Genomic DNA, 25243 nt, shown 5'->3' on the forward strand with positions numbered 1-25243 from the left:
CGCTCAAACGCTGTCGATGCGCTTGAAGAGCTCGGCGTACGCGAACCCCGCCTGCTGACCGCTGGCCGCGGCGACAGCATCCACCCAGTCGGCGAAGCGCTGTACTTGGGCGGGGTCGTCGGGATCGGCGATGTCGTGGGTGGTCACGAATTGGGTGCGATGGCACAGCAGGGCAGCGGTCTTCGTGGCGGTCCAGCCCTCGACGTTCTCGGCGTGGTCGGGCTCGTCTGCTTCGAACAGCAGCAGTTCGTCGGGCCGATGCGGCGCAAGACCCCGCTCGGGGAAGAAGAACGGATCCCGGGCCGCTACCACTCCCTCGACCGTGAGCAGCCCGGCATGGCGGTGGTCGGGATGCAGCCGGTAGCGCTTCCACGGGTCGTGACCGAGCACGACCGCCGGCCGGAGTTCGCGGATGACCCGAGCAACTTGGGCTCTGGTGGCCAGCTCGCTGTCCAGCTCGCCGTCGACGTGGCCGCCGAATCGCACCTCGCCAGTGGCGCCGAGCGCCGCGGCAGCGACTCGTTGCTCGTCCTGGCGAGTTCGCACCAGTGCTGCCTGGTCGCAATCGGGGTCCCAGGTGCCCTTCGAACCGTCGGTGCAGATGAAGTGGTGCACGACCGTGCCGGCGGCCGCCCACTTGGCCAGCGTGGCGCCGCAGTCGAACTCGGCATCGTCGGGGTGTGCGGCGACGACCAGCGCCGATGCCGGCACCGGCAGGTCCGTCGAGAAGCCGGCACCCGGGTGCGGGGCGTCAGCGGGCATCGTCGGGGGCACGCGCGCCAAGCTCGGCGGCGTCGAGGTCATCGGGCGTGTCGATGTCGAATTCGAGCGCGGCGACCCGCCGCACGCGCAGGTCGAGTCCGCTCCGCAGTGCCTCGGCGCAGTGGGCCCCGAATGAGCCGGGCCCATAGTGGAACTCGAATCCGGTGCCCAGCGGCAGCGCCATGACATTGGTGCCGTCGAGGTGTCGGTCGGGGACGATCGTGACGGTGCCTGCCTCGGCCAGCCCGTCCAGCGTCTCAGCATACGGCAAGTCGGCGTGTGCGATCACGACATGGCCAAAATCTTCGCCGCTGGTGCTGACAGTCTCGAGTGCGGCCACGGCAGCGGTGATCGCCGGGTTCAGACCGTCGGCGTCGATCCACAGCACCCCAGCGCCCGCCGCGTGCGCCCAATCGGCCACCTCGTCGTTGTCGCACACGATCTTGGTCGGCAACGAGCCGGCGGCCTTCACGACCTGGCTTGCCATGTTGCGGGCCAGTTCATGCCGCTCAAACTCGCTCAAGCGATCCGCGAGGCGGCCCTTGGCGAGCCGGAAGCCCTTGACTGGGATGAGCACGGTCGGCGTGACGCCGGTTGCAGTCACCCGCGGCGAGTGTATGGCCCAGCCTCTCGGCCGCATCTGCCGAGGCTGACAGTCGGCGGTTTGCTAGGACAGGACGGTGCGAATCGGCAAACGGGCTGACCGCCCCCGCCCTCCGCGTCCCGCTGAGCCGCCGTCCGGCTGGATCCGACCGTGGTGGGCGGAGCGCCAGCTCGACCCCAATTCTGCTGCGTACGCCCCGGCGCCGAGCCAGGTCCGCTACTGGAACAGCGACGACCATGCCGAGGCGAGCGTGCTCGCGAACACGCTCGGCCGTTCATGGACGACCGTCGGGCTGCCTGAGACGCTGGAGCGGGCCGAGGTGGACCCGCGGGGGCTGGTGGTATGCGGGGGCTGGTCGCTGGATTGGTGGGTGCGCTCGGGCGAGGAATGGGCCTTCCCATCGCGAGCGTCCTCCGTTCGGCAGCGCTTGGTGGATGGAATGCCGGTGGTCGAGACGATCTTGCGGATCGGTGGTGGCGATGTCTCGCACCGCGTCGCGGCAGCCCGGGGCGCCGCGGTTCAGCTCGGCGATGCCGAGCGGCATGTCACCGCGCAGGACGAGCGGGCGCTGGGCGACGGCGCGAGCGCCGTTCCTGAGGTATTGGTGATCGAGATCGCCAATCGCACGCCTGCGCCCGCGGCAGTGGCGCTCGCCGCGCGGCCATGCCACCTGGGTGCCTTCGAGCACGAAGAGAACGAAATCTGGCAATGGTCGAACGCATGGGGAATCGATGAGATCCTCATCGACGGCCGCGTGATGACGCTCGGCGATGGATATCGCCCTGCGGCGAACCGAGCGGTGGTGGTCTTTGATCGCGTCCCGGGTGACGTGGTCGTCGGCAGTCACGGGATCGACTGCGCCGCAGGGCTCGAGTCCTCAGACGGTCTTGCCGCCACAGGCCAGGCCAGTGCGGTGCCCGTCAGCATCGGCAGCAGTCCGTCTTCCGGCGATCCGGCATCGACACCGGAGCCGGAGCGCGGGCCGATCTCGGCGACGTGCCCCCAGCGTCTGGCAAACGCGGCAGCGGTCTTCCCGCTGGTCGCCGGCGCGACGCTGCGTGCTGCGGTTGTCGGGCGAGGCTCGCCATTCGAATGGGACGATGACGGCAGCCCCGCACTCGGTGCTGCTGTGCTTGAAGCGGTGCCTGGCCTGGAACGGGTGGCAAACGGTTGGCGGCAGCGCGTCGACGCAGGCTGCAGGATCGAGTTGCCCAGTGGCCGTCTGGCCGATGCCGCGCTGTCGGCACGTGCCTCGCAACTGCTGGCCACGGCGCCGTTCGATGACGGACCAGGTGTCGTCGGTCCCATGCTCGCCTCGGCTCTGGCCACCGACTTTCAGTTCGCCGGCGATGACCTGGTGCAGTTGCTGGCGTTGATCGAGTCGGGAGCGCCTGAGCAGGTTCGAGATCTCCTGCTGCGACAAGCCCAGGCGCAGTTTCCTTCCGGCGAAACCTCCAGCATGGGCGTCTCGGTCACCGGCACATCGCTCGTGCTTGCGGATCATCTGCTGTCGCTTCACCCCAATCCGGCATTCGCCGAGACCATCGGAGAGTTCGCGGCATCAGCAGCACGATGGCTGCTGACGCGCGATGCGGCGAAGCGAGAGGAGTCATGGACCATCCGCGAGGGCCTGCGGGCCGGCTACCGGCTGCTGCTGCGGAACGGGGCGGAGCGCGCGGCGAATGCGTTGCGGCATGAGGCGATGTCGTTGTCGGACCCACTGCACACCGACGTGCGTGGCGCGGCGTCTCTTCCAGCCGTCTCCCGGGACCGCCGTCGCGCCGGTCGGCGCGCCTCCGGCCGCAGGCCTGGCATCAGTGGACCCTCTTCGTTCTATAGAGACGCCTTGGGACGCGTGCCGTGGGAGGCGTCGTGGGACGACTCACCGGCACCGCCCAGCCAACGCTGGGAATGGCTGTCGCACGACACCGGTCTGTGGGTCCATGCAGCCGTGCCGTGGGCACCGCCGTTGCCGTTCGTGACGCCCGAGCCGGCCGAAGGCACCCCGATCGACTTTGTCGCAGACACCGCCGCGTCGTGCGGTCATGACTTGGTTGCCACGGCGTTGCTGGCCTTCGCTGAGGCTCGACCGGCACCGGAGCGCTCCTTCGACCGGCTTGAGGCGCTGCTGTCGGTGGCGTCGTCGACGCTCAACTGGCCGACCTTCATGGATCCCACGCTGCGCACTGGCACGAACGGCACGGGGCACGACCTCATGGTGGGCGGGCTGTTCGTGCGGGCGCTGCTGTGCCTGCTGGTCGACGTGCCTGACGACGGCACGCCGTATGAAACACAGGCGCCAACGCTGCGGCTCGCTGCGCACTGGCCGTCGGCTTGGCTCGGTCAGCCGGTGGAGGTTCACGACGTACCGACGCGCATCGGCAGGGTCTCTTGGGCGGTGCGCTGGCACGGCGAGCGGCCAGCGCTGCTGTGGGAGGTCACACCGCACCGTCCCGGCAGTTCAGTGCCGACAGTCACGGCGCCCGGTTTGGACCCGTCGTTCGCCACGACTGGCTGGCAGGGGGAGACACTCCTGGAGCCGCCAGCACCGCCGACGGGCTAGGTCCCAGCTCGCACCGCGCAGCTCCGAGCCGAGCAGGGTCGCCAGCTAGGTTCGCAGCCATGACGGCCCGGCCGAGCCTCGCTGCGGAGCGGGAATGCTGGGAGTCTGGCGAGGCCACCGTCGTGGGCGTGGACGAGGTCGGCCGCGGGGCATGGGCTGGCCCGTTGACGGTGGGCGCGGTGGTGGTGTCGGCGGAGGGGCGCGTCAACGGCATTCGCGACTCCAAGCAACTCCGTCCCACTGTGCGCGAGGAGCTCTTCGATCGGATCGCCGGCTGGGCTCGGGCGTGGTCCGTCGGTCACGCGACCGCCTCCGAGTGCGACGAGCTGGGCATGACCGAGGCGCTGCGGCTGGCAACCCGGCGTGCGTTGAGCGTGCTCGCGATACAGCCGGACCGGGTCCTCGTCGACGGCAGCCACAACTTCGTGGACTGGCGTGCGAGCACCGCACTCACCGCCGGCGATCGCCGCTGCCTGTCCATCGCAGCGGCGTCGATCATGGCCAAAGTGGTGCGAGACCGGATCATGTCAAAGCTGGCGAGCGACTTCCCGCCATACGGCTTCGATTCGAACAAGGGCTATCCCGCGCCGGTCCACCGGGCAGCGTTGGCGACGCACGGCCCGTGCGCCATCCACCGTCTGAGCTGGTCATTCGCCGACGCTCTGCCTGATGCCGAGCCCGTGCCCAGCACCGCGCACGCAGACACCGTCACAGCGCTGGCAACCTACGCCCGGTTGCAGCCGGGGTTCGAGGTGACCCTGTTCTGAGCAGACGCCGGGACCGCTGGAGCAGTGAGGCGCCGCCAGTGTGGGCTGCTAAAAGAAGACAGCTTCGGAGAGGGGCGACCGATGGGCGCAAGTGACGATCCCAACGCGGACCAGCGTGAGTTCTGGCGCAACGCGGACATCTGGGTGCAGCAACAGGAGCGACTCGACGCCCAGCTCGCTCACATCGGCGTGGCGGCGATGGACATCGCTGCGGAGCCTCCTTCCGGAGCACATGTGCTCGACGTGGGCTGCGGCTGTGGTCAGACGTCACTGCAGTGGAGCGAGCGGGTGAGCGGATCCGTCCTAGGGGTCGACATCAGCGACTTGCTCATCGAGGTAGCCCGGCAGCGGGTTGCCGCTCACGTTGTCCAGCATCCTGCGGCGGCACCCATCAGCTTTGCCGTGGCCGATGCGCAGATCGCCGACATAGCGGCACTCGGTGCCAAGGCGGTGGGACGCAATGGAGTGTTCGCCGGATTCGATGTGGTGTTCTCCCGGTTCGGCGTGATGTTCTTCGCCGACCCCACTGCCGCGTTTGCGAACTTGCGGGCGGCGACTCGTGTCGGCGGGCAGCTTGCATTTGCCTGCTGGCAGACGCCACGTCAGAACCCGTGGCTGATCACGGTCAACAAGGCGGTGCTTCAGATCGTGGAGATGCCCGAAGGCGACGGTCCGGCGGTGGATCCGTTTGCGTTTGCCGACACCGACTTTGTCAGCGGCATTCTCAGCGACGCCGGCTGGTCGGAGATTGAATTCGAGTCATTCGAGACCGAGATGCTCTACGGCGCCGGCAACACGCTTGCCGAGACTGCGCAGTTCGCCATGGATCTCGGCATCGCCCAGCGGGCGCTCGAAGGGCACCCGCCCGAGGTGCATGCTCAGGCGAAGCAAGCGGTGATCTCAGCGCTCGCTCCGTTCGAGACTTCCGCCGGCATTGTGTTCCCTGCGGCCGCGTGGATCGTCACCGCCCGCAACTGAGGACCGGACCCGACCCGTTCCTCATTCTGTCGCTGCGTCGGTGGCCGGAACAGACCGGCAGGGAACCAAATGTGCGCGGGCTGCGTCTGGATTCACAAAGAACGCTTGTTCGGGTCCAGGATCGGTTCAGGATCAATAGCGGCTTCTTCGAATTGCTCGAGCCAACTGCCGAAGATGATCCGGCAGCGCCCGCGAGACCAAGACCGCTGCAGGCGCAACTCGCAAACGGGTTGGCAGGCAACCCGACGGAATTCGTTGGGTATAAGCGACCGTGGTGCAGGAGATCTCGTCGGGTGTCTCGTGCCAAGCGAGTGGCTTGGGAGCGTCGGCGCGCTCTCAGCTAGTGGCCTTCTTCGAGACGTGCAGTGTGAGCCCGCTCACCAGCAGCGTGCCGATGAACACTCCGTGCTGGATCATCGGGTCGCGTGCGCCGAACAGGATCGCTCCGGCCGAGAGCAATGCGAAGAACAGCACGCTCAGACCGATGCAAGCGCTGCCGACCTCATAACGATGTGGCATGTTGCGGAGGAACGCAGCGAGCGACACAAGGAACAGTAACCCGAGCACGAGTTCGATGACGCCGACGATGATCGCGATCGGCTGTGCCAGCGATGTGCTCAGATTCAGTGACGGGAGCAGAGCGCCCTCGAGCGCCATCTTGAAGTTCACGCCAAAGAACGAATCGGCGTTGAAGAACTTGTCGAATCCGTTCAGGATCCAGAACAAGCACCAGTACAGGCTGAGCACTGCCCCGATCGAAGCCTTGTCGTGAATGCGCACCAATACACCGGCAAGTCCGGGGACGGTCTCGGATGATTCAGCTTTCGTCATCATCATCTCCTGTTTCTGAAGAGTCTTGTACGGAAGAGTCTTGTACGGAAGAGTCTTGTTCTGAAGAGTCTTGTACGGAAGGAGACTAGCCGCTGAGCCATGGTCGTGTGAGATGGCACCCCTCTGCGCGTCACCCCTCTGCGCGCCATGCTTCTCGGCGTCCACAAGCGGCGCGCAGCGGCTCATGGATCCCGGCTCAGGCGAGATGCAGCGGGAGGTCGCCTGTCCGCGCGGCCCGATTTCAGCATCCTGCTAGACGTAGGGCCAGCGACGCTTGGAGATGGTCGAGCTTGCCAGCGGGCCTGCCTGCGGCGGAGCTTCGGTCAGCGCCCAGCGGCGACGCCAAGCCGAACCGGCGGGTCCTTCCAGTGTGGGGTTGTCAGCGCTGTGCAGCCGCCGCCGGGCGGCAAACCAGTTGCCGGTGGCGGTCTCGTCAGCCAAGCCTTCGACCGCTGCCTGCAGGCGCCGCGTGAACCGGCGATTGTTCTCGCCCTCGTCGAAGTCGAGCGGGCGACCGAAGTTGATCACCGACCGGGACCGCCTCGGCCACGCCCGGCCCTTTCGCAGGATGTCGAACGTTCCCCGGATGTGCACCGGCACGACCGGCACTCCAGCCTGCTTGGCCAAGAACGCCGCGCCGGGCTGGAACTGCTGACCCCAGCCGTCGCGGGACCTGCCGCCCTCGGGGTAGATGACCAAGCTCCAGCCGTTGCACAGCAACCCGACTGCCTTGTCGATCGTGCGGCGGTTCAGCGCTGTTCGCTCGATCGGTATGGCACCCACGAACAGCGCAGAGATCGCCGACGTGACGCGATTGCCGAAGAAGTAGTCCGCGGCGGCACCCACCACCAGCCGGTTGCGCCACGGTTCGGGCATCGACGTGACGATGACCGCAGTGTCGGCATGGCTCTGGTGATTGGCGGCGAACACCGCCGGCCCGTCCAGCTCGCTGAGCCGGTCGACGCCTTTGACGGTCGGCTGGGCGTAGTAGTGCACCAGCCCCCGGGCAATGGTGTCCACCCAGACGCGGCGCGCCACCCGGGCAGGAAACCGCCGGGCCCAATCCGTGTCGTAGTTGGCGCCCACACTTGCCGGCAGCGGCGTCTCGCCCTTGGGGGTCGCGGCAGCCCTCAGCGGAAACTCGGTGTTGCGCACGATCCGCGTCACGGAAGCCTTGCGGCGCTGCGCGCGCTTGGCTCCCAGGTGTGACGTGGCCATCGGCTCAGACTACGTCCGCCATCAGCATCGGCGGATTGTGGAAGTGCGTGATGGTCGGGTCGCGCCCGACGACATCAGTCGCCATCTCGAGCGCATCATTCAACGTGGTAGCTGAACGGAAGCCCATGCGCCGAACAGCAGCCTGATCGCCCCCGACGACGATCACCCCGCCCAGATGCTCGAGCGCATGCGCGCACCAGTACCACATGTAGAACGGGTGGACGCCGTGGTAGGCGTACGACGTCCGGTACAGGTGCCGGTACCACTCGTCCTCTGCGTATCGCTTCTCGTAACGGTGCTCGATGACCGCCGGATCGGTCGAATCGGCCAGCACCTCCTCGAAGAAGTCGATGTAGCTGGGGTGGTGGACCGGGTGGAATTCCCACGGCGTGGGGTGCGACATGATCACCACGCCGCCGTGGCGGACGAGCGGGCGGCCCCGGTACAGGTTGAAGAAGTAGCCGAGTCCCAAGCACGCCACCAAGATGGGGTTCATGATCGAATTGACGTTGTAGGGGCAGATGTAGGGCAGCCCCATCGTCAGCACATCGGTCTGGCCTTCGACCCGGACAAGATGCTGGCGGTAGACGTTCTCCAGCGTCCGCCCGTGGACTGCCTCGACCTCGCCGGCCTGCACCGACGTCAGCCCGTACGGCGCCCGGATGTTCTGGAAGATGCGACGGGCCTGGCGGCGCGACATCAAGTCGAGCGCGGTCTTGGTGCCCATCAGCATCATCCGGTCCCGCGGGCTCATCTCCCACTCGCGCCGCTTCAGGAAGTCGTACGGCGAGGGGAACTCGTTGTTGTTGAGCGTCGTCTCGATCTGGAAGACCTTCACGCCGGCGTCGGCCAGCATCCGGCCCTGACGCCAGTTGCGGGTGTGCAGCTCGGAGTTCTCGGGGTCCATGAACGACGTGGATGCCAGCATGGTGTCCACGTTGTGGTGGTGCCGCAGCGCGGTGTACGGCGACAGCCCCGTGGCCACGCTCTTGTGGCCGCCGTCCATCGACACGAGGTTGATGTTGACGTACACCAGCAGGTCCGATTCGGCGGCGCGCTTGGAGATCACCACCTCCTCGCCCGCATCGGTGGTGCCCAAGTGCGTGAGCTCGTCGGGATCCTCGGCGTCGAAGTTGTACAGCTGACCGTGCGGGGCGAACGCGTCGTACACCCGGTCGCCCACTGCGTGGCGCAGCTCGGCCTCGGTCATGCGCCGGTGCAATGCGAGGGCGGCGATGAGATGCACGTCGTCGACCCCTGCCGCTGCAGCCATGTCCAGGACCTGCTCGATGATCCGGCCGCGGACGTCGGGTGCAGCCATCGGCGGCAGCGGCAGTGACAGGTCGTCGAAGGCGATGGTCAGCTTCATGCCCGGCTGCATGTACGACGCCAGCGGATCGCGGTCGCCGAGCGGGTTCGCCAGCGCTTCGGCAATGGCGCGCTCGGGGTCGCGCACCGGATCGAGCGGCTCGTTGGGGTACACGACCCGGCTGCCCACCGGTAGCTTGTGGAGCCGGAAGCCCTCGCCGTGGTGGAACAGGATCGGCGGGGTCGTCCGGTCCACCTCGAGGACGAGTCCCTTGCGGGCGGTCATCTGCGGTCTCCTGCCGTTGCTGCGGCCCGGCGGGAGCGGTGCGACCGGTCGAGGCGCTCGGTGTTGGCGCGGACACCGAAGCGCGGCGCGATGGGCAGCAGCGGCCGGGGCCCGCCTGGCGCACGCTCCCAGTTCTCGCACAGCCAGCCCCGCTTGTCGGCGATCGTTACCAGCCGGGTCTCGGGATTCACCGCAACGGGATAGCCCACGGCCTCCAGCATCGGCATGTCCGAGGCGGCGTCTGCGTAGGCAACGCCCTGGGACAGCTCGAAGCCCTCGGCTTCCGCCCAGTCCACCATCATCTGGGCGCGCACCTCCCCGGTCGGCGGGACATCGATCATCTCGCCGGTATAGCGCCCGTCGCGACTGTCGATGCGCGCGGCGATGATGTGATCGAACAGCGGCGCCAACGGGTTGACCGCCAACTCGAGTGCGCCCGTGATGAGCACTGTCCGATGACCGGCGGCGCGGTGCTCGCGCACCCGCCGCAGTCCTGCCGGGAAGGCCTTGGTCATGAAGAGGTGGCTGAGCATCTCCGCGGCGTCGGCGTCGAGCTGGCCCACCGGCGCGCCGCGGTAGCGACGGTAGAAGTGGCGCAGGAAGTCGGTGCGGTCTCGGCGGTCGCGTCGCCACAGTCCGGGTGTCTCAGCCAGCGTGCGCAGCGCGAATCGCACCCGTTGGGAGGTGTCCAGCCGGCGGGTGGCGAGCCAGGCGTAGGTCTCCACGACGTTGCTGGCGATCAGGGTGTTCTCGAGATCGAACGCGGCGAAGTGCCGGGCCGGGTCCAGCACTGCGTTGCGCAGCCGTTGGTTGCGGTTGGGACCGGTACGGGGCTGGGGCGTGGTCTTCACACGAGCCTGGGTGATGACCGTCGGAAGATGGACGTCGGCGATGTAGCCGGGCCAGTCGATGACCCGGGGATCGAAGCCGAACCGCTCTTGGTCGGCGGCGGGCAGGGCGTCCCACAGGTTCAAGGTGCGGTCGATGCTGTACAGCGCTTCGCACCTGCCGTAGGCGCCGTAGAGCTGCACGTAGTCGCGGATCTGCTCGAGTCCGGTACGGCGCTGCGTGAGGCGGACGGTGAAGTCGTTGCGGCCTCGCATCGGGAGGTGGTTGACGATCTTCTCCGCAGTGTTGAAGACCGCCATGGCGCGGTCGAGCTGCTCCTCCAGCCCGCTCGCACCGGCAAAGCGCCACTGCGTGCTGGCCGTGGGATGGCCCTTGGCGTCGTACACGGGGTGGTCCTGGAACCACTGCATCGTCGTCTCGGTCAGCACCTTGAACCGCAATGGGTTCACCGCCCCCGAGGCCACTTGGAAGATCTCCGGTTCGGGCGTGGACCCCTGGGCGGCCACGGCGATGATGGCTGCGGCCACCATGTCGACGGGGATGACGTCGATGACGCCCTCGGGGTAGCCGGGAAAGGTGTCCAGCTCGCCCTTCGCAAATGACACGAACAGGGGCTCGGCCATGCGGAAGCCGCGTATCCAGCCCGGTGACGGCTCGGTGAATGCCGATTCGATGATGGAGGGGCGGACGATCGTGATGGGCACGTCGCCTCGCAGTTCCACCAGGGCTTGCTCGCCGAGCGCCTTGGAGTACGTGTAGACGTCGGGCCAGCCGAGCGAGGCGGCACGGCTGCGGCCGGCAGTCACCATCTCGGCGTCCACCCACTCACGGCGCAATTGCTCGGTCTTGGCGGCGAGCATCGGCAGCCCGGCGGGGCCGAGTTCTTCGCGTGCGTCGCGATGGAAGCGGCGCAGACGCTCGGGGGAGCGGCTGGCGGCGTCGAGATCGGCGCGGGTCCGGCGCGCTGCAGACACCTCCTCCCGCCAGTCGATGTCCAGAGAGAACGGCGTGTCGGCGAGGAACACCTCGGCCGCTGAGCCTCGCCGGTTGCCGGCGACGTAGCACGTCGACACGGCAATGAAGTGCGGCGTGGCGCCTTCGGCCCCGCAGGCCTCGAGCAACCGGTTGGGGCCGAGCAGGTTGGTCTCGATGGAGGCGTCCAGCGGGCTGTCGAAGCTGACCGTCGCAGCGGCGTGAATGATGATGTCGCAGGAGCACAGCAGCTCGCGGTCGTCGTCGGACAGACCCAGCCCGTCGGTGCTGACGTCGCCCGAGGTGACCGTGATGCGGCGTGCGCAGATGTCGTCGAAATCGTCGGCCCACGCTGCGCGCAGGCGATCGAATGCGTCGTTGCGCAGGATTTCTCGGGAGACTCTGCGGTTCACATCGGTACGGCGGCCGGGCCGTACCAACAGCACCAGCTCGCAATCGGGAACCGATCGGAGCAGCCGCTCGACGAGCGCCGTGCCCAAGAACCCGGTGGCGCCCGTGATGGCGATGCGCTTGCCGGTCAAGGCGTCGGCGATCACGACGTGTTGTTTAGCCCCATCAGGCGCCGAATACGCGCACAGCCACTAGAGAGCAGCGCCGGTCGATGAGAATTCTCGCTGTCACAGCTGTTGTTTCCCGCTCTTGCTCGTTTCGCTTACGAGCCGCTCGGGCCGCGGCTTCGCCTGCCGGCTCAGCCTCTAGCAACGCTTATGAGGAAGGCTCAGTGGCGAGTTCAGCGAAGAGCCGGGCGCAGGCTCGCACGGCCCGCCAGCCGCACGACAGCGCGTACCGCTCGTAGTCGCTTCCGGGTGTGCCGAAGGTAGCGAGATCCCGGCACGCGGGCGCGTCTGCGGCCCCGCACAGCCGCCAGAGCAGGTCCAAGTACTCGTCGTCGCCGGGGGGAGGGTCCTGCGGCGAACGACCGGCGAGCGCAGGAGGTGCTCCGTCATCACCGACCAGCAGCGTGCAGTCCCTGGTGGTGCGGCCCCCGCAGGTCCAGCCGAAGCTGGCGTATGCCGAACCCCCCGGTGCGGACAGCACCAGCTGCGCGCAGGCACGAGCGCTTCCCTGCCCGCACGCCTCCCACCAGCCGTCCAGTTCGGCGATGTTGCCCGGCGCGGGTGACTCCGGCCCGAATTCGATGCCCAACAAGCCGGTATCGGCACCGGGTTCTCCGAGCAGCACGCTGCAGTGCAGGTTCTCGCGGCCGCCGCAGCTGAACGCGAACGCCTCGTACTCGCTGCCTGCGGATGACTCGAAGAGCAGCGCGTTGCATGCGCTCGCGGAGCCCTGCCCGCACGCGATCCACAGCCCGTCCAGATATGGGTCGTCCCCTGGCGGCGCGTCGGTCGGGTCAAAGAGTGCCGGGGCGCGCACCAGCGCCGCCGGCAGCGCAGCGTCGCGTTCCTCCGTCGGCGAGCGGACGCTCGTGTCGCCGGGCACGGTGTCGCCGGGAGTTTCGCTGGCGAGGGCGCAGATGTCGCGGGCGATGTCGGCTAGGGGCTCGTCTGCGGGATCCAGCGGCAGCGACACCTCGGCCGCGGCAGCCAGGCCGAGCGCGGCAGCCAGGCGAGCGCGTTCACAGTCGCTCAGATCGGCATCACGGCCGCCGCCGGCATCAGCGGCGGGTTCGGCCGAGTTGCAAGCGGCCAGCAGCAGCACTGCCGCAGCACACGCGAGGAATACCCGGCGAGACACGGCCGCTACGCCAGCTTCGACGCTGTGCCTGAGGGCCGCTGCGCTGGCGACACGGCGATGCATCGCCGCTACGCCAGCTTCGCGGCGATGGTCCCCACGGAGCGCAAGGCGGTGCCGTCGGCCCCCTGGGTGACGAAGCGGCGTGTCGGCCCGTCCAGCGCCTCGGCGATCAGGTCATCGAGCAGTTCGATCAGGTTGTCCCCTTCGTGCGCCCAGAAGTACCAGCTCAGTGAGCCCGGAATCGGGTTGATCTCGTTCACCCAGAGTCCGGCGGGGTTGTCGCCGCCGTCCCAGAGGAAGTCGATGCGCATCACCGATCGGGCCATGACGAGCCTGGCGACCTCGGCGGCCGCAGCCTTCAATGCCGTCTCAATGGGGTCCGCAAGCACGGCGGGCAGCTCGCGCGGCGCGGTGGCCATGCCTCCACCGCCCGTCAGGTACTTCTGTGCGTAGGTGTAGATGGTGCTGTCGCCGCGCACCGGACGCTCGACGGCACTCAGCCGCAGTTCCGGCCAAGTTCGCACGGAGATGTTCAGGTCGATGATGTCGGTCAGGTAGCGCTGCACCACCGCGCCATCGCGCAGCAGCGGTGATGTCCCAGCCAGGGCCCGCGCTGTCGCGAGGTCCTCGACGATCTCGATGCCGATCGACGATCCGCCGAAGCGCGGTTTCACGATGAGGGGACCCTGTGCCAGGTCCGCCACGTCACCCTCGCCCGGACCGTCGGACGTGAGCAGCCACAGCGGCAACGCGGGCAATCCCGCAGCGGCGACCGCGCCGCTGAACGCCAGCTTGTCCATGCAGATCGCCGCGCTCGCCTGGCCCGGGCCGGTGTAGGGAACTCCCGCGAGATCGAGCACGGCTGACAGGCCGCCGTCCTCGCCGGGTCCCCCGTGACAGCAGTTGACGACCACGTCGACTGGCACTGCGCGGCGCCGCCGTTCGGCCCGTACAAACCCGACTCCGGGCCGTCCCACCAGCTCCACCTCGCTGGCGCCGCGAGGCACGCCATCGGCGAATGCCGACGCCTCGAGAGCTGGATCCACCTCGTGCCAAGAGCCCGTCGGTGACCAGTACAGCGCCACCGGTTCGCGCCCCGCACCGGCGAACGCACGGACCGCCTGCAGCCCCGTGAGGATCGAGATGTCGTGCTCGGGCGACGGCCCGCCGAAGCAGATGCCGGGACGGGTCATGGTTGCTGCCGCAATGGTGTTGGTGGTCGGAGCAGTGCATCCATGTGCGTCATGTTTCCACGAGAAACAGCTCCACACGGGTTCAGCGAAGATGGCGTTTGGCCACAGCGTCCCTCGTCGAGGCGGTCAGTCGACGGCAGAGCCCTACCGCGCGGGTACGTTGGCGCAGTGCCCGACGAGTCGAATCCAGCCGTGATCCGCGTCCATGTCGGGTCTGCGGATACGGTGCCCCCGAGCCTTCAGGCAAGCCGGGAAAGGTGGCGTCTTTCCTTGGTGCATTGATGGCGCCCGGCGGCGTGTATCGCCCTGAAATGAAGAGCCTTCGCGGTTTTGTGGGATGGGGCTGCTGGGCTCGGTGGCATCAGGTTAGGTGACGAGGATGCCGCGGGCTTCGAAGTTGGCGTAGTTGGTGAAGCCGCGGGCTCGGCGTCGCTGGACTTGGAGGTGGTTGTTGGTGCCTTCGATGCGGCCGTTGCTGGGGCGCCTTTGGGGTCCTTCGCGAGATAGAGCTGGTGCAGCTCGCCGAGCGCGTCCCAGGCTGCTTTGAGCCGAGGGTGGGTCTCGAAGAGGGAGTCGAGGCGTTCGCGCTCTGTGTGGTCGAGGGTGTCGGGTCTGCGCATGAGCAGGAATCTGGCCCGGAACACTGCGGGGTCGAACGCGGGCTTTGAGACCTCCGGGCGGCGCTGGACCTCGCGGCGCACCGCGGTGAGGCCGGCCGCGAACCATCTCGAACCATCTGATGACGTGGAAGCGGTCCAGCACATGGCGGGCGTGGCCGAGCCGCTTGGCGATCGCCGCTGCGTACGACTTGGAGCCGTCGGAGACGACGACCTTGACGCCTTTGCACCACTTGTGGCCCTGAGCAGCCAGAAAGCCGCTGAGGGCCGCCTCGCTGCGGTGGGGAACCATGGCGAGCACCTCCGCCGGTGCCGCCGTTGACGAGCACCGTCACGTAGCGGTGCCGTTTGCGGATCGAGGTCTCGTCGACCAGCAGCACCCGGCACCGCCGGCGGCGGCGATGATCTCCCACGAGGCCCGTATAGGCGATCACCAGCGCCATCACGACATGCCAGCCCACCCGATGCCGACGCGCCACAGCCGACACCGACATATCACGGGCATCGGCGACTACCCGCCGGGCCACACGGGCCGTGAGGCGGCCCTCGAACGCCGGGTGATCCTCCAAGAACCGCCGCCCGCACCCGTCGCACACCATCGGTCGCCGATCCCACACCATCACCGTCGGCCGGCCCGAGACCTCCAGGTCACGGACCCTCTTGCCGCGCCGGTCATGGATGCGCCCCCTCTTGGAGCCCCAATGCGGGCACACCGGACGCGTCACCGTCGAGCGCACCCCCACCACCAGCTCCCCGGGCACATCGACCAGCACCCCGGTCACCTTGATCTGCCGCAGCCACAGCCGGACCGACACAACATCACTCGCCATCGAGGTCCCCTGGGGTTCGGCGTTGTCACAAACACCGATCCCAGCAGGGCCTCGACCCACCTCAACGAACCCTCAGCACCACCTCATCCCACAAATCAGCGCCACCTCATCCCACAAAATCGCGAAGAGCCGAAATGAAGCGCTTAGGCATGAAGTCGGGCTTCAAATGCGTCGAATGTGGGCGCAGCAGCTAGCCGCTCGGGTGCAGCTCCGCCGCGTTTCCATTGTTGCGACAGTAACCTCGATACTCACCGAGACGAGTTCTTTGGTCATGATGCACGAGGCGTGAGTCGTACGCTTCGTTTCTGCTGGGCCCGCCACGCCTAACGCCGTCGCTGACGCCGCACTCAGTGGCTGTGCTCGCTGGTCTCCTGACGCGGGCGCGGCCAGATTCGCTGACGCGTCAAGCCTTCGATCCACAAGAGTGCAGGACCACCGAAGAACGCGACCGCCAGCGTCACCTTTAGCCACGTCGGGGCCGAGACATTCAGGCGGCCGATGCCGCGGGCATCGAGCCAGTAGTCGATCACCACGGCGACAGGAATGACGACGGCAAATGCGATTCCGATTCGCCACGCCAAGGCACGCCCGGCGATAGTGGGCCTTTGCCTCGTTCCCATGAGGAACGTGTACCCGAGTTGGCTTAACGACTTGGCACAACCGCGCTGTCGACTTGATGCCATGACTAGTCCCAGTTGATGACGACGAGCGTGATCGTACAGGTCCCTACACCTGCCGTGAACACGTACGCGTGGTACACAGCGGCCGTTCTCGCAGCCCAACTTGCGCAGAACGCCGCAGACTGCACGGCTCGCGCGAGTCGTTGATAGATATGCCGATGGCTGCCCAAGGTTATCCAGCCATATTCGTCGACACAGACCGGCCTAACCTCGTCGTGCCACTGGGTGTGTGGAACCACTACGTGCCCAAGGTTGACACTACGTGCCCAAGGTTGATCTGCCAGTGGTCAGCGGTCGACTGGCTCGTGGTGAAGGCACCGGTGTTGGAGTTCAACCAGCCGTGCGTAGGAATGCTCACAGGCTGCAGTTGCGGTGTGCACCCCGTAACACCCCACTCTCGGTCGTGGGCGGCTGCAGGGCTGGCAGTGAAGGCGAGCACGCCCCCCACGGCCGACGCGGCGAGGGCGAGTGCGAGAGCAATCACACTCAGCCTCGGGCCAAGTGAGTTGAGTTTCATGAATAGTTCCTCTCCTGTAAGGGACACGCCGTTTCTAGGAGGCTGGTCGGAAAGCCGCTATTTCGGCGTTTGTCAGATGCAAACCCGCAGGTCAGGGACTTGCTGTGTCGGCAAGATCCCCTTTTCCGACCACCCTCCTAGGAGACTGCTGAGCAATTGCCGAAATCGCCGATTCACGGACACAAAGCCGCAGGTCAGAGCGTTGCAGACTTGCCCGGATCCGAATAAATCAGCAGTTTCCTAGTGGTGTGTCGGCAATTTGCACAGGGCCTGCCGAAGCCTGTTTCCGCAGGTCAGCGGGCCGCGACCTGCCCGCAAGAAAACCGCGACACACCACTAGCAGCAATGCCGCAACGCGTGCAACCTCGGCATCCAGACTGTCAACCGAAGGCACCGTGAAACGTGAGTTTGTGTCTCGGGGCGCTCCCGGCGGGGCGCTCAGGGGTAGTGGTCGGGGAGATCGTTCTCGTACAGAACTGCATCCCCTGACTGCAGGTGCGCGCGTACCCAGCGGACGGCCTCTTCGCGATCCGCCACGCAGCGGACGGTGGCACGAGCGTCGCTGCGGTCGTGCACCAGGCTGCGCGCCCCGCGGCCCCGTGTGGCCCGCCGCGCGGCGGCATCGTCCCAGCCGGTCGCGCCGGCCAGCAACGCCGTCCGGTTGGTGCGGCCCACGATGAGGACATCGTCGGCTATGCGGGCGGCGTGCTCACCCAGCAGACGATTCTCGTGCGCTTGGCTGCGTCCGAGTTCGACCATGCCGGGAGTGACCACGACTCGGCGCCCGGCTTCGGTGTTGGCCAGCATCCCGAGTGCGGCGCGCGCACCGGCGGGATTGGAGTTGTAGGTGTCGTCGATCACCATCACCCCGCCCTCGCTGTGCGCAGCCGTACGGCGGTGCTCGGGCGTCGGCAGGTCCGCGAGCCGGCGGGCGATGTCGTCATCGGACACGCCGAGAACCGAGGCCGCGGCGACCGCGCACGCCACGTTTCCTGGCGCAGCGTGGCCGAGCGGCCTGGTGTCGACTTCCCGCCCGAACACCGTGATGCGACGCGGCGCGGTGGCCTCATCGACGATCCCCTCGAAAGAGGCCTCGGCGCCGTGGTCGGTGCCCGGTCCGATGCCCTTGGCATCGGGTGTTTCATCGGCCCGCAGCACGGTCACATCGGCGCTGGAGTCCTGCGTCGAGCACCGTATGACCCGCAACCCGGAGGCGGTCAGCCGATCGGCCTCTGCTCGCAGGCCGTAGGCGTCGATGTTGAGAATCGCGGTGCGGCTTGTCGCGAATATCTCGGCCTTGGCGGCCACGATGCGGTCGAGGCTGCCGAAGCGCTCGAGGTGCACTGGCCCGATTGACGCCAGGATCGACACCGATGGTCGTACCCATCGGGTCATGGCGGCAATCTCTCCTGGCGAGAACGTGCCCATTTCGGCAATGAACACTTCAGTGCTCAACGCCAGGTGCTCGTTGACGCTGCGGCACACGCCTGCGGTGTTGTTGAAGCTCGCCGGCGTCGCGACCACTGATCGCGTTCCCTCCACCAGTTGGCGCAGGTAGCCCTTGATGGTGGTCTTGCCATAGGACCCGGTGATCGCCACGCGCACGGGGTCGATCCGCTCCAGCCGCTGCTGAGCGCGGTGGACCCAGCGCCGAGACAGCACCGCCTCGAACGGTGCCAGGAGAGCCAGCGAGACGTCCACCCACAGCGGCATGCCGAACAGCAGCACTGCCAGCACCGGCCCAGCCAGCCCCGCGAGCAGTCCCGCGCCCACCAGCACGAACCACAGCAGCGCCAGCGTCGCCGCCAACGTTGCGAGGCGGCGAGTCCATGCCAACGGGCTGGTGCGCCCCCGTAGGTCGAGGCCCTGCGGGCCGATCACCACCGCTGCGGCCGTGATCGACGGCGCCCACCAGTAGGTGCCACTGAGCACTACGCCGGCCGCAGCTCCGATCAGGCACGCACGGTTGGCCCAGTCGAGAAGCCACCAGCGCCTGGCAAAGCGCGAGGTGCGCCCGATGCCGTAGTGCTCGCGCTGGGCGACACGGAGCCAGCGGCCGGCACTGATCGCACCGGCGGCGACCGACGTCCACAGCACGATCTGGTTCATGAGAGCTGTCCGACGAGCCGGCGCACAGCGACGGCGAGCGCGTCCGGCGCCTCGGCAGGCACATCATGCGCCACTCCGTCTATGACCGTCAGCCGTGCGTCTGCAAGCAGCTGTTCTGCTTTGAGCGCGATCTCGACCGGGGCTGCGTCGTCGTGCCGTCCCCACACGAGTTCGACCGGCTGGGTGATGCGGCTGAGCTGCTCGCCGTAGGTCTCGTTGACGACGGCGACAAGCACCTCGCGCATGACGCCGGTGGCGTTGCGGTAGTCGGCACTGCCGAATCGCTGCCGCATGCGCTCCATCGTGGCCTCGCCGAGCAGGCCGCGGCGATGCAATCCGCGAGCAAGGCGGAACCGGAGCGCCGGCTTCGCTGCGGGGCGGTCCGTCCGGTGCAGCAGCGGTACGCCGCACAGCGCCAGCGAAGCGACACGGTCGGGCCAGCGAACCGCTAGCTCGACGGCGACCCGTCCTCCGAAGCTGTGTCCGACGACCACGATCCGAGCCGCGCACTCGTCGAGCGCCGGTGCCAGCAGATCGGCGTAGGCGGCAGCGCCGCCTGCTGCCGGCGGTGCGGGGCTGGCGCCGAATCCGGGCAGATCGAGCGTGATCGCGTCGGTGCCCTCGAGGCAGCCGACTAGGTCTCGATGCGTGCGTCCCCAGCCGTGCAGCCCGAGCACGACCGCAGGTCCCTCACCGACGCGGCTGCCGAACAGCGCGCCGCCGGCGAAGCTGCTGAGCGGGAGAGCGCTCAGCGGACGAGAGCCCCGGAATCGGGCCCACCGTGTGACCGGTTGATCGCCGACAGCAGGGCCCGGAAACTGGCCGTGACGATGTTCGGGTGCATGCCCACGCCCCAGAACACGTCACGCGACGGCGTCTCGATCTCCACGTAGGCGGCCGCGGTGGCGTCTGCACCCGCACCGACCGCATGCTCGTGATAGTCGACGAGGCTGACGTCGACGCCCAGCGCGTCGGACAGGGCGGTCTTGAAAGCCGACAGCGGCCCGTTGCCTCTGCCCTTCGCGCGCACCTCGCCGTCGGGACCCTTGATCGTCGCCTCGACTTCGGACTCGTCGGAGGATTCCGAATCGAAGTAGCTGCGGTGCCCGACGTAGGTGTAGGGCGACTCGGCATGCAGGTAGGTCTCATCGAAGGTCTTCTTGATGGCTTCGGGCAGGATCTCGCCGCCCTCGTCGGTGATCGCCTGGATCACGCCGCTGAACTCGATCTGCAGCCGGCGCGGCAGATCGAGGCCGAAGCTGTTCTTCATGACGTAGGCCACGCCGCCCTTGCCGGACTGGCTGTTCACGCGGATGACGTCCTGGTAGGTGCGCCCCACGTGAGCCGGGTCGATCGGCAGGTACGGCACCTCCCAGAAGTCGTAGTCGTCCCGCAGTGCCTCGAAGCCCTTCTTGATGGCGTCCTGGTGGCTGCCGCTGAACGCGGTGTACACGAGGTCGCCGCCGTAGGGGTGGCGGGGATGCACCGGGAGCTGGTTGCAGTACTCCGTGATCCGGCGCAGGTGATCGATGTGGCTGATGTCCAGTTCGGGATCGACACCCTGGCTGAACAGGTTCATGGCCAGCGTGATGATGTCGACGTTGCCGGTCCGCTCGCCGTTGCCGAACAGCGTGCCCTCGACCCGGTCGGCACCCGCCATCACGCCGAACTCGGCGGCGGCCACGCCGCAGCCCCGGTCGTTGTGGGGATGCAACGACAGCACTACCGCCTCTCGATTGTCGACGTTGCGCCCGAAGTACTCGATGAGGTCGCCGTAGGTGTTCGGGGTCGCCATTTCCACGGTGGCGGGCAGGTTCAGGATGATCGGGTCCGCAGCGGTGGCGCCCCACTCGGCGCTGACCGCATTGCACACCTCGAGCGCAAAGTCGACCTCGGTGCCGGTGAACGACTCCGGCGAGTACTCGAAGCGGATTTCCCCGCCCTCGTGCCTCTGTGCCAGATCTTTGCACAATCGGGTGCCGGTCGTCGCAATGTCTTTGATGCCGTCGGGGTCGAGGCGGTACACCACCCGGCGCTGCAGCTCAGACGTCGGGTTGTACAGGTGGACGATTGCCTTGTTCGCCCCCGCGATGGCCTCGTAGGTCCGCTCGATCAGCTCGGGACGGCTCTGGGTGAGCACCTGGATCCACACATCGTCCGGCACCAGATCCTCTTCCACCAGCATGCGGCAGAAATCGAAGTCCGGAGCCGAAGCGGAGGGGAAGCCGACCTCGATCTCCTTGAAGCCCATCTCGACGAGCAGCTCGAACATCTGGCGCTTGCGCGGCACATCCATCGGATCGATGAGCGCCTGGTTGCCGTCGCGCAGGTCCACCGAGCACCACAGCGGCGCCTCGCCGATGATCTTGTCCGGCCAGGTGCGGTCCGGAAGGTGCGCCGGGAACGCGTAGGTGTCGTAGAGGCGGTACGGCATCGGGCTCGGCTGTTGAGCACTGATGCGCTTGTGGTCTGCCATGGGTATCTCCTGAGCTGCGGGCGGTGGGAGTGTGTGCTGATTGCGGTTCTGGTCAGTCGGGTCGGATTCGGGCCACGAAAAAACCCCCTGGCCCGAAGGCGCAGGAGGTTGGGCGAGGACCTGTGCGGTCCCCGCCTAGCTGAGAAGGAGCAGCCCGGTTGCGGAATGCGGTTCGGTGTGAATCAAGTGGCGAATCACGCAGAACAGGTTATCAGTTGCTAACCGCGACGCTGGGCGTGGCGGGCCAGCAGGACTTCGTGCAGGTCGGTGCCGCCGTGCTGGGTCCATTCGCCGTCGCTGCCGAGTTCCCAGCGGCGGATGCCGTCTTCGAGGTACATGTCGGTGACCTCGGCGAGCTCGGCGGCGATGGATGGCGACTCCACCGGCGCCAGCGCCTCGACGCGGTATCGCAGATTGCGTGGCATGGCGTCGGCTGAGCCCAGCAGGATCGTGTAGCCCCGTTCGGAATTGCCGAAGCGGTACACCCGGCTGTGCTCGAGGAAGCGGCCCACGATGCTGCGCACGGAGATGTTCTCGCTGACGCCGTCGATACCGGGAATCAGGCAGCAGATGCCGCGCACGACGAGGTCGATGCGGCAGCCTGCCTGTGATGCCTCATACAGCGCGTCGATCACCTCGTTGTCGACGATGGCGTTCATCTTCATGAAGATGTGGCCGTCTTCTTCGGCAGCTTCGGCGGCAATGTGCTTCGTGAGGGATTGGCCTAGGCTGTGCGGTGCCACGGCCAGCTTGCGGTAGTCGGTCTTGCGGCTGTAGCCGGTCAGCGAGTTGAAAAGCCCGGCGATGTCGACAGCGAAGTCGTCATCGCAGGTCAGTAGCCCGAAGTCCTCGTAGATGCGGGCGGTATCGGCGTTGAAGTTGCCGGTGCCGATGAAGCAGTAGCGGGCCATGCCTCGGCCTTCGCGCCGCACCACCATCGCCAGCTTGCAATGGGTCTTGAGGCCCACCACGCCGTAGGCGACGTGCACGCCGGCTCGTTCCAAAATTCGTGCCCACTCGACGTTGGCGCTCTCGTCGAAGCGCGCCTTGAGCTCGACCACCACCACCACCTGCTTGCCGCGCTCGGCAGCCCGGATCAGCGAGTCCACCAGGCGGGTCCGCTCCGACGTCCGGTAGATGGTCAGCTTGATGGCGAGCACGTCGGGGTCGTCGGCTGCCTGGCGGATGAATGCGTCGAGGCTCGTGGTGAACGACTCATACGGCAGGTGAACGAGGACGTCCTGCCGCTTGAGCACGTCGAAGAAGCTGACGCCGGTCTCCGGCTCCTCCGGAGTGCCGCGGCGGCTTGCGCTTGCGGAGACCATCAGCGTGGCGCTGTCGGGCGCCGCCCGGAGCGGCAGCGGCGTCCGCGGGTTGTGGGGCGGCGTCTTGAGATCGTCCCGGTCGATGTCGTAGAGCTCGAACAGGTCGGCAAGTCCCAGCAGGCCTTTCGAGGTGTAGACGTCGTCGTGGGTCAGCTTCAGCTCACGGGCGAGCATGTCCAGGGCATCGCCGTCCAGATCCGGCGCCGCCTCGAGGCGCACGGCGCCGCCGAAGCGGCGCTGGCGCAGCTCGAGTTCGAGATGCTTCAGCAGGTCGTCGGTCTCGGTGTCGTCGATGTCGAGGTCTGCGTCGCGGGTGACCCGGAACGTGCTGTGGCTGAGCAGCTTCACACCGGGAAAGAGGTCGTCGAGATGCCCGGCGATGACCGATTCGAGCGTGATGAAGCGATGCCCGTCGGGCAAGGCCAGAAAGCGGGGCAGGATCGGAGGCACCTTCACCCGGGCGAACGACGGACCGGTTCGGGAGTGCTCGACGAAGACGGCGAGATTCAGCGACAGGTCCGAGATGTAGGGGAAGGGGTGGGCTGGGTCGACGGCGAGCGGCGTCAGCACCGGGAAGACCTGTTCGCTGAACAGCTGGGCGACCCATGCACGGCTGGCGGCGTCGAGCTCGTCGGGTTCGACGAACCCGATGCCCTCGGCGGCGAGCGCCGGTCGCAGCTCCTCCTCGAACAGCGACGACGCGTCCAGCAACTGCTCCGCCGCGGCTGCGCGGATGCCCTTCAGCTGCGCTCGGGGCGTCAGGCCGTCGGAACCGGCCCGCCGCACGCCGGCGTCGATGGAATCGAGCACCGTGGGAACTCGGACCTGGAAGAACTCGTCGAGGTTCGATGCGTGGATTGCCACGAACTTGATGCGCTCGAGCAGCGGGAGATCTTCGTCGCGCGTCAGTGCCAGAACCCGGTGATTGAAGTCCAGCCAGGACAGCTCTCGATTGAGGTAGCGGTGAGAAGATCGGGCGCCGTTGTCGGTGGACATGACGATTCCAAGCCCCCGTGCGTTCCGTACAGGGCGCAGCGGGGGCGACACGCCCTGCCTCCGTGAGCGTACGCAACCGGCATCGCCGTCCACCACCGAGACTGGGTCTGCGTCCACGCCTATCCGTTGGAGTCCTGCCAGCACGATATCGGGGTGCTCGAAGAGCTCGATGCGGAGCTGGGGGGTATTCGGATCGTGGCCGCCCGAGCGTGCCGTCTGAGGTGTTGTTGAAGGCGTCGGTGTTGATGGCGTTGTGCTCGGTGCGCTCTGCGCGGGCGTTCTGCGCGGGCGTTCTGCGAGCGTTTGAACTACGACGGCGAACTCCACTGGTGGTTGCGAGTGATCGGTCATGATGGCCGGTCTTGGAGTAATGCAACCACCAGTGGAGTTCGCCAACCCTTCGGGTGGATTCAAGACCATCGCCGGAGGACACAAGCTCAGACACAAAGGACGCCAGCGCAACCGGGCCTGGTTCCTCATCGGCGGCGCCGCCTACAACCTCGTGCGCATGGCTCGCCTCGACGCGGACGCTGCCTGAAACAGCGCCCAGCGCCAGACCGCGCAGCCACAGCCGAGGTCAATGCCATCCGTGACGAGGACGGCCGCAAGCTGGTCGTCCTCGACATCGTCACGGCCAACCAGGACGACCGCCCGGTCCTCACCGGCAAGGCCGCCGCCCGCCTCGACGACTGACGGCACTGATCCCGCCGGGACGGCGTCTGATGCGCATGCGGGAGACCGTGTGCAGGGCGGTGCCCCGCGGTGCCACGGGCTGGATGTGCTACATTGTAGAACATGGCTGAGGTCGGCATCCGCGAGCTGAAGCAGAACGCGTCGGCGGTCGTGGCGCGGGCCGAAGCCGGCGAGGAGATCACCGTCACGAACCGTGGCCGGCCCGTGGCGAAGCTGGTGCCGCACATTCATCAACCGCGCCGGTCTCGTCTTGAAGAATTGATCGCCCGAGGGGATGCGACTCCCGCAACGCGAGACATCACCGATCTTCCCCCTCCGCTTCCAGCACTGCCGGGGCGCAGCCTGTCCGAAGTGCTGCTGGAGATGCGCGAAGAGGAGCGGTACTGAGAGTTCCGCAGGTCAGTCATGCACTATCTCGACAGCTCAGCGCTGGTCAAGCTGATCGTGGAAGAGCCGGAGTCGTCTGCGCTAGACGCTTGGCTCAAGCTGGAGCACGTGCGGGCCGTCTCGTCGGATTTGGCGAGGACGGAGACCATTCGGGCTGTCCGCCGCCGTCGGCCGGCATTGATGGTGGAGGCTCGATCACGGCTCAGCTCGGTTGCTTGGTTCCGCATCACCAAGGACATCGCCGAGCGGGCGGCCTTGCTCGATCCTCCCGAACTCCGCAGCCTGGACGCGATCCACCTCGCCACTGCGCTCGACCTTGCCGGTGACCTCGACGGGCTCGCCACCTACGACGAGCGGCTGGCCAGCGCTGCGAGCGAGTACGGAATCCCCACGCTTGCGCCGCGATAGCTGATGCTTGGGCGGCGACCCGATAGTCGGTCGAGTCCGTTCCTCGGTGAATGTGAGGCCAGAGCACCTCAGCGTCTCAGGCTCACTCCAGCGACGAATCGCGCTGGTGCGTCGCTCTGCTGTGAACATCATTCCTGCCTTGGCGCTAGCGGGCCGCG

19 protein-coding genes and 3 pseudogenes are annotated in these 25243 nt (G+C 67.3%); 6 read left to right on the top strand and 16 right to left on the bottom strand.

Annotation, left to right across the window (positions count from 1 at the left end):
- Nucleotides 1-3: 3 nt before the first annotated feature.
- Nucleotides 4-762: a PIG-L deacetylase family protein gene (locus ACOGXQ_RS00905; RefSeq protein WP_419945596.1), complete on the bottom strand. Its 759-nt coding sequence runs from the start codon at nt 760-762 to the stop codon at nt 4-6.
- Nucleotides 752-1366, bottom strand: coding sequence for a 2-phospho-L-lactate guanylyltransferase (gene cofC / locus ACOGXQ_RS00910; RefSeq protein WP_419945597.1), 615 nt, complete (start codon nt 1364-1366; stop codon nt 752-754). Before cofC ends, ACOGXQ_RS00905 begins: the two co-directional genes overlap by 11 nt.
- A gap of 76 nt (nt 1367-1442) precedes the next feature.
- Here cofC and ACOGXQ_RS00915 point away from each other — a divergent pair, with 76 nt between their 5' ends.
- The 3 genes from ACOGXQ_RS00915 to ACOGXQ_RS00925 all read left to right on the top strand — a co-directional run bounded on the left by ACOGXQ_RS00915 (nt 1443) and on the right by ACOGXQ_RS00925 (nt 5674).
- Nucleotides 1443-3929 (top strand): hypothetical protein, encoded by a 2487-nt coding sequence (locus ACOGXQ_RS00915; RefSeq protein ID WP_419945598.1) that lies wholly within the window; start codon nt 1443-1445, stop codon nt 3927-3929.
- A gap of 59 nt (nt 3930-3988) precedes the next feature.
- Nucleotides 3989-4696 (top strand): ribonuclease HII, encoded by a 708-nt coding sequence (locus ACOGXQ_RS00920; protein WP_419945599.1) that lies wholly within the window; start codon nt 3989-3991, stop codon nt 4694-4696.
- An 81-nt stretch (nt 4697-4777) separates the two neighbouring features.
- Nucleotides 4778-5674, top strand: coding sequence for a class I SAM-dependent methyltransferase (locus ACOGXQ_RS00925; RefSeq protein WP_419945600.1), 897 nt, complete (start codon nt 4778-4780; stop codon nt 5672-5674).
- 336 nt (nt 5675-6010) lie between these two features.
- Here ACOGXQ_RS00925 and ACOGXQ_RS00930 read toward each other — a convergent pair whose 3' ends face one another.
- The 14 genes and pseudogenes from ACOGXQ_RS00930 to ppk1 all read right to left on the bottom strand — a co-directional run bounded on the left by ACOGXQ_RS00930 (nt 6011) and on the right by ppk1 (nt 23597).
- The gene (locus ACOGXQ_RS00930; RefSeq protein ID WP_419945601.1) at nt 6011-6691 is read right to left on the bottom strand and encodes a hypothetical protein; all 681 of its coding nucleotides are present in this window, start codon (nt 6689-6691) and stop codon (nt 6011-6013) included.
- A gap of 66 nt (nt 6692-6757) precedes the next feature.
- Nucleotides 6758-7723, bottom strand: coding sequence for a lysophospholipid acyltransferase family protein (locus ACOGXQ_RS00935; protein WP_419945602.1), 966 nt, complete (start codon nt 7721-7723; stop codon nt 6758-6760).
- A 4-nt stretch (nt 7724-7727) separates the two neighbouring features.
- A complete protein-coding gene (locus tag ACOGXQ_RS00940) occupies nt 7728-9317 on the bottom strand; it encodes a lactate racemase domain-containing protein (protein WP_419945603.1) in 1590 nt (529 codons plus the stop codon).
- A complete protein-coding gene (locus tag ACOGXQ_RS00945; protein WP_419945604.1) occupies nt 9314-11695 on the bottom strand; it encodes an HAD-IB family hydrolase in 2382 nt (793 codons plus the stop codon). Before ACOGXQ_RS00945 ends, ACOGXQ_RS00940 begins: the two co-directional genes overlap by 4 nt.
- A gap of 169 nt (nt 11696-11864) precedes the next feature.
- Nucleotides 11865-12917, bottom strand: coding sequence for a hypothetical protein (locus tag ACOGXQ_RS00950; protein ID WP_419945605.1), 1053 nt, complete (start codon nt 12915-12917; stop codon nt 11865-11867).
- A gap of 5 nt (nt 12918-12922) precedes the next feature.
- Nucleotides 12923-14047 carry a D-alanine--D-alanine ligase family protein gene (locus ACOGXQ_RS00955; protein ID WP_419945606.1) on the bottom strand — a complete coding sequence of 375 codons (1125 nt, stop codon included), beginning with the start codon at nt 14045-14047 and terminating at the stop codon, nt 12923-12925.
- A gap of 366 nt (nt 14048-14413) precedes the next feature.
- Nucleotides 14414-14811, bottom strand: a pseudogene (locus tag ACOGXQ_RS00960) (transposase).
- A 22-nt stretch (nt 14812-14833) separates the two neighbouring features.
- A pseudogene (locus ACOGXQ_RS00965) lies at nt 14834-14956 on the bottom strand (transposase); the annotation flags it as partial.
- Nucleotides 14957-15305: 349 nt separating this feature from the next.
- Nucleotides 15306-15494 (bottom strand): annotated as a pseudogene (locus tag ACOGXQ_RS00970) (hypothetical protein); the annotation flags it as partial.
- Nucleotides 15495-15841: 347 nt separating this feature from the next.
- Nucleotides 15842-16114, bottom strand: coding sequence for a hypothetical protein (locus tag ACOGXQ_RS00975; RefSeq protein ID WP_419945607.1), 273 nt, complete (start codon nt 16112-16114; stop codon nt 15842-15844).
- A 1015-nt stretch (nt 16115-17129) separates the two neighbouring features.
- Entirely contained in the window at nt 17130-18800 is a 1671-nt protein-coding gene (locus tag ACOGXQ_RS00980) for a Mur ligase family protein (protein ID WP_419945608.1), read from the bottom strand.
- Nucleotides 18797-19477 carry an alpha/beta fold hydrolase gene (locus ACOGXQ_RS00985; protein WP_419945609.1) on the bottom strand — a complete coding sequence of 227 codons (681 nt, stop codon included), beginning with the start codon at nt 19475-19477 and terminating at the stop codon, nt 18797-18799. Before ACOGXQ_RS00985 ends, ACOGXQ_RS00980 begins: the two co-directional genes overlap by 4 nt.
- Nucleotides 19478-19548: 71 nt before the next feature.
- Nucleotides 19549-21276, bottom strand: coding sequence for a 2-isopropylmalate synthase (leuA, locus tag ACOGXQ_RS00990; RefSeq protein WP_419945610.1), 1728 nt, complete (start codon nt 21274-21276; stop codon nt 19549-19551).
- Nucleotides 21277-21494: 218 nt separating this feature from the next.
- Nucleotides 21495-23597, bottom strand: coding sequence for a polyphosphate kinase 1 (gene ppk1 / locus ACOGXQ_RS00995; protein WP_419945611.1), 2103 nt, complete (start codon nt 23595-23597; stop codon nt 21495-21497).
- 370 nt (nt 23598-23967) lie between these two features.
- Between ppk1 and ACOGXQ_RS01000 the strand changes: the two genes are divergently transcribed.
- The 3 genes from ACOGXQ_RS01000 to ACOGXQ_RS01010 all read left to right on the top strand — a co-directional run bounded on the left by ACOGXQ_RS01000 (nt 23968) and on the right by ACOGXQ_RS01010 (nt 25085).
- On the top strand, nt 23968-24135 hold the full coding sequence (locus ACOGXQ_RS01000) for a hypothetical protein (RefSeq protein WP_419945612.1): 168 nt from the start codon (nt 23968-23970) through the stop codon (nt 24133-24135).
- 257 nt (nt 24136-24392) lie between these two features.
- Entirely contained in the window at nt 24393-24677 is a 285-nt protein-coding gene (locus ACOGXQ_RS01005) for a type II toxin-antitoxin system Phd/YefM family antitoxin (RefSeq protein WP_419945613.1), read from the top strand.
- 18 nt (nt 24678-24695) lie between these two features.
- The gene (locus ACOGXQ_RS01010) at nt 24696-25085 is read left to right on the top strand and encodes a type II toxin-antitoxin system VapC family toxin (protein ID WP_419945614.1); all 390 of its coding nucleotides are present in this window, start codon (nt 24696-24698) and stop codon (nt 25083-25085) included.
- Nucleotides 25086-25243 lie beyond the last annotated feature (158 nt).

The sequence above is a fragment of the Candidatus Poriferisodalis sp. genome, from assembly GCF_965208485.1.
Lineage (GTDB): Bacteria > Actinomycetota > Acidimicrobiia > Acidimicrobiales > Poriferisodalaceae > Poriferisodalis.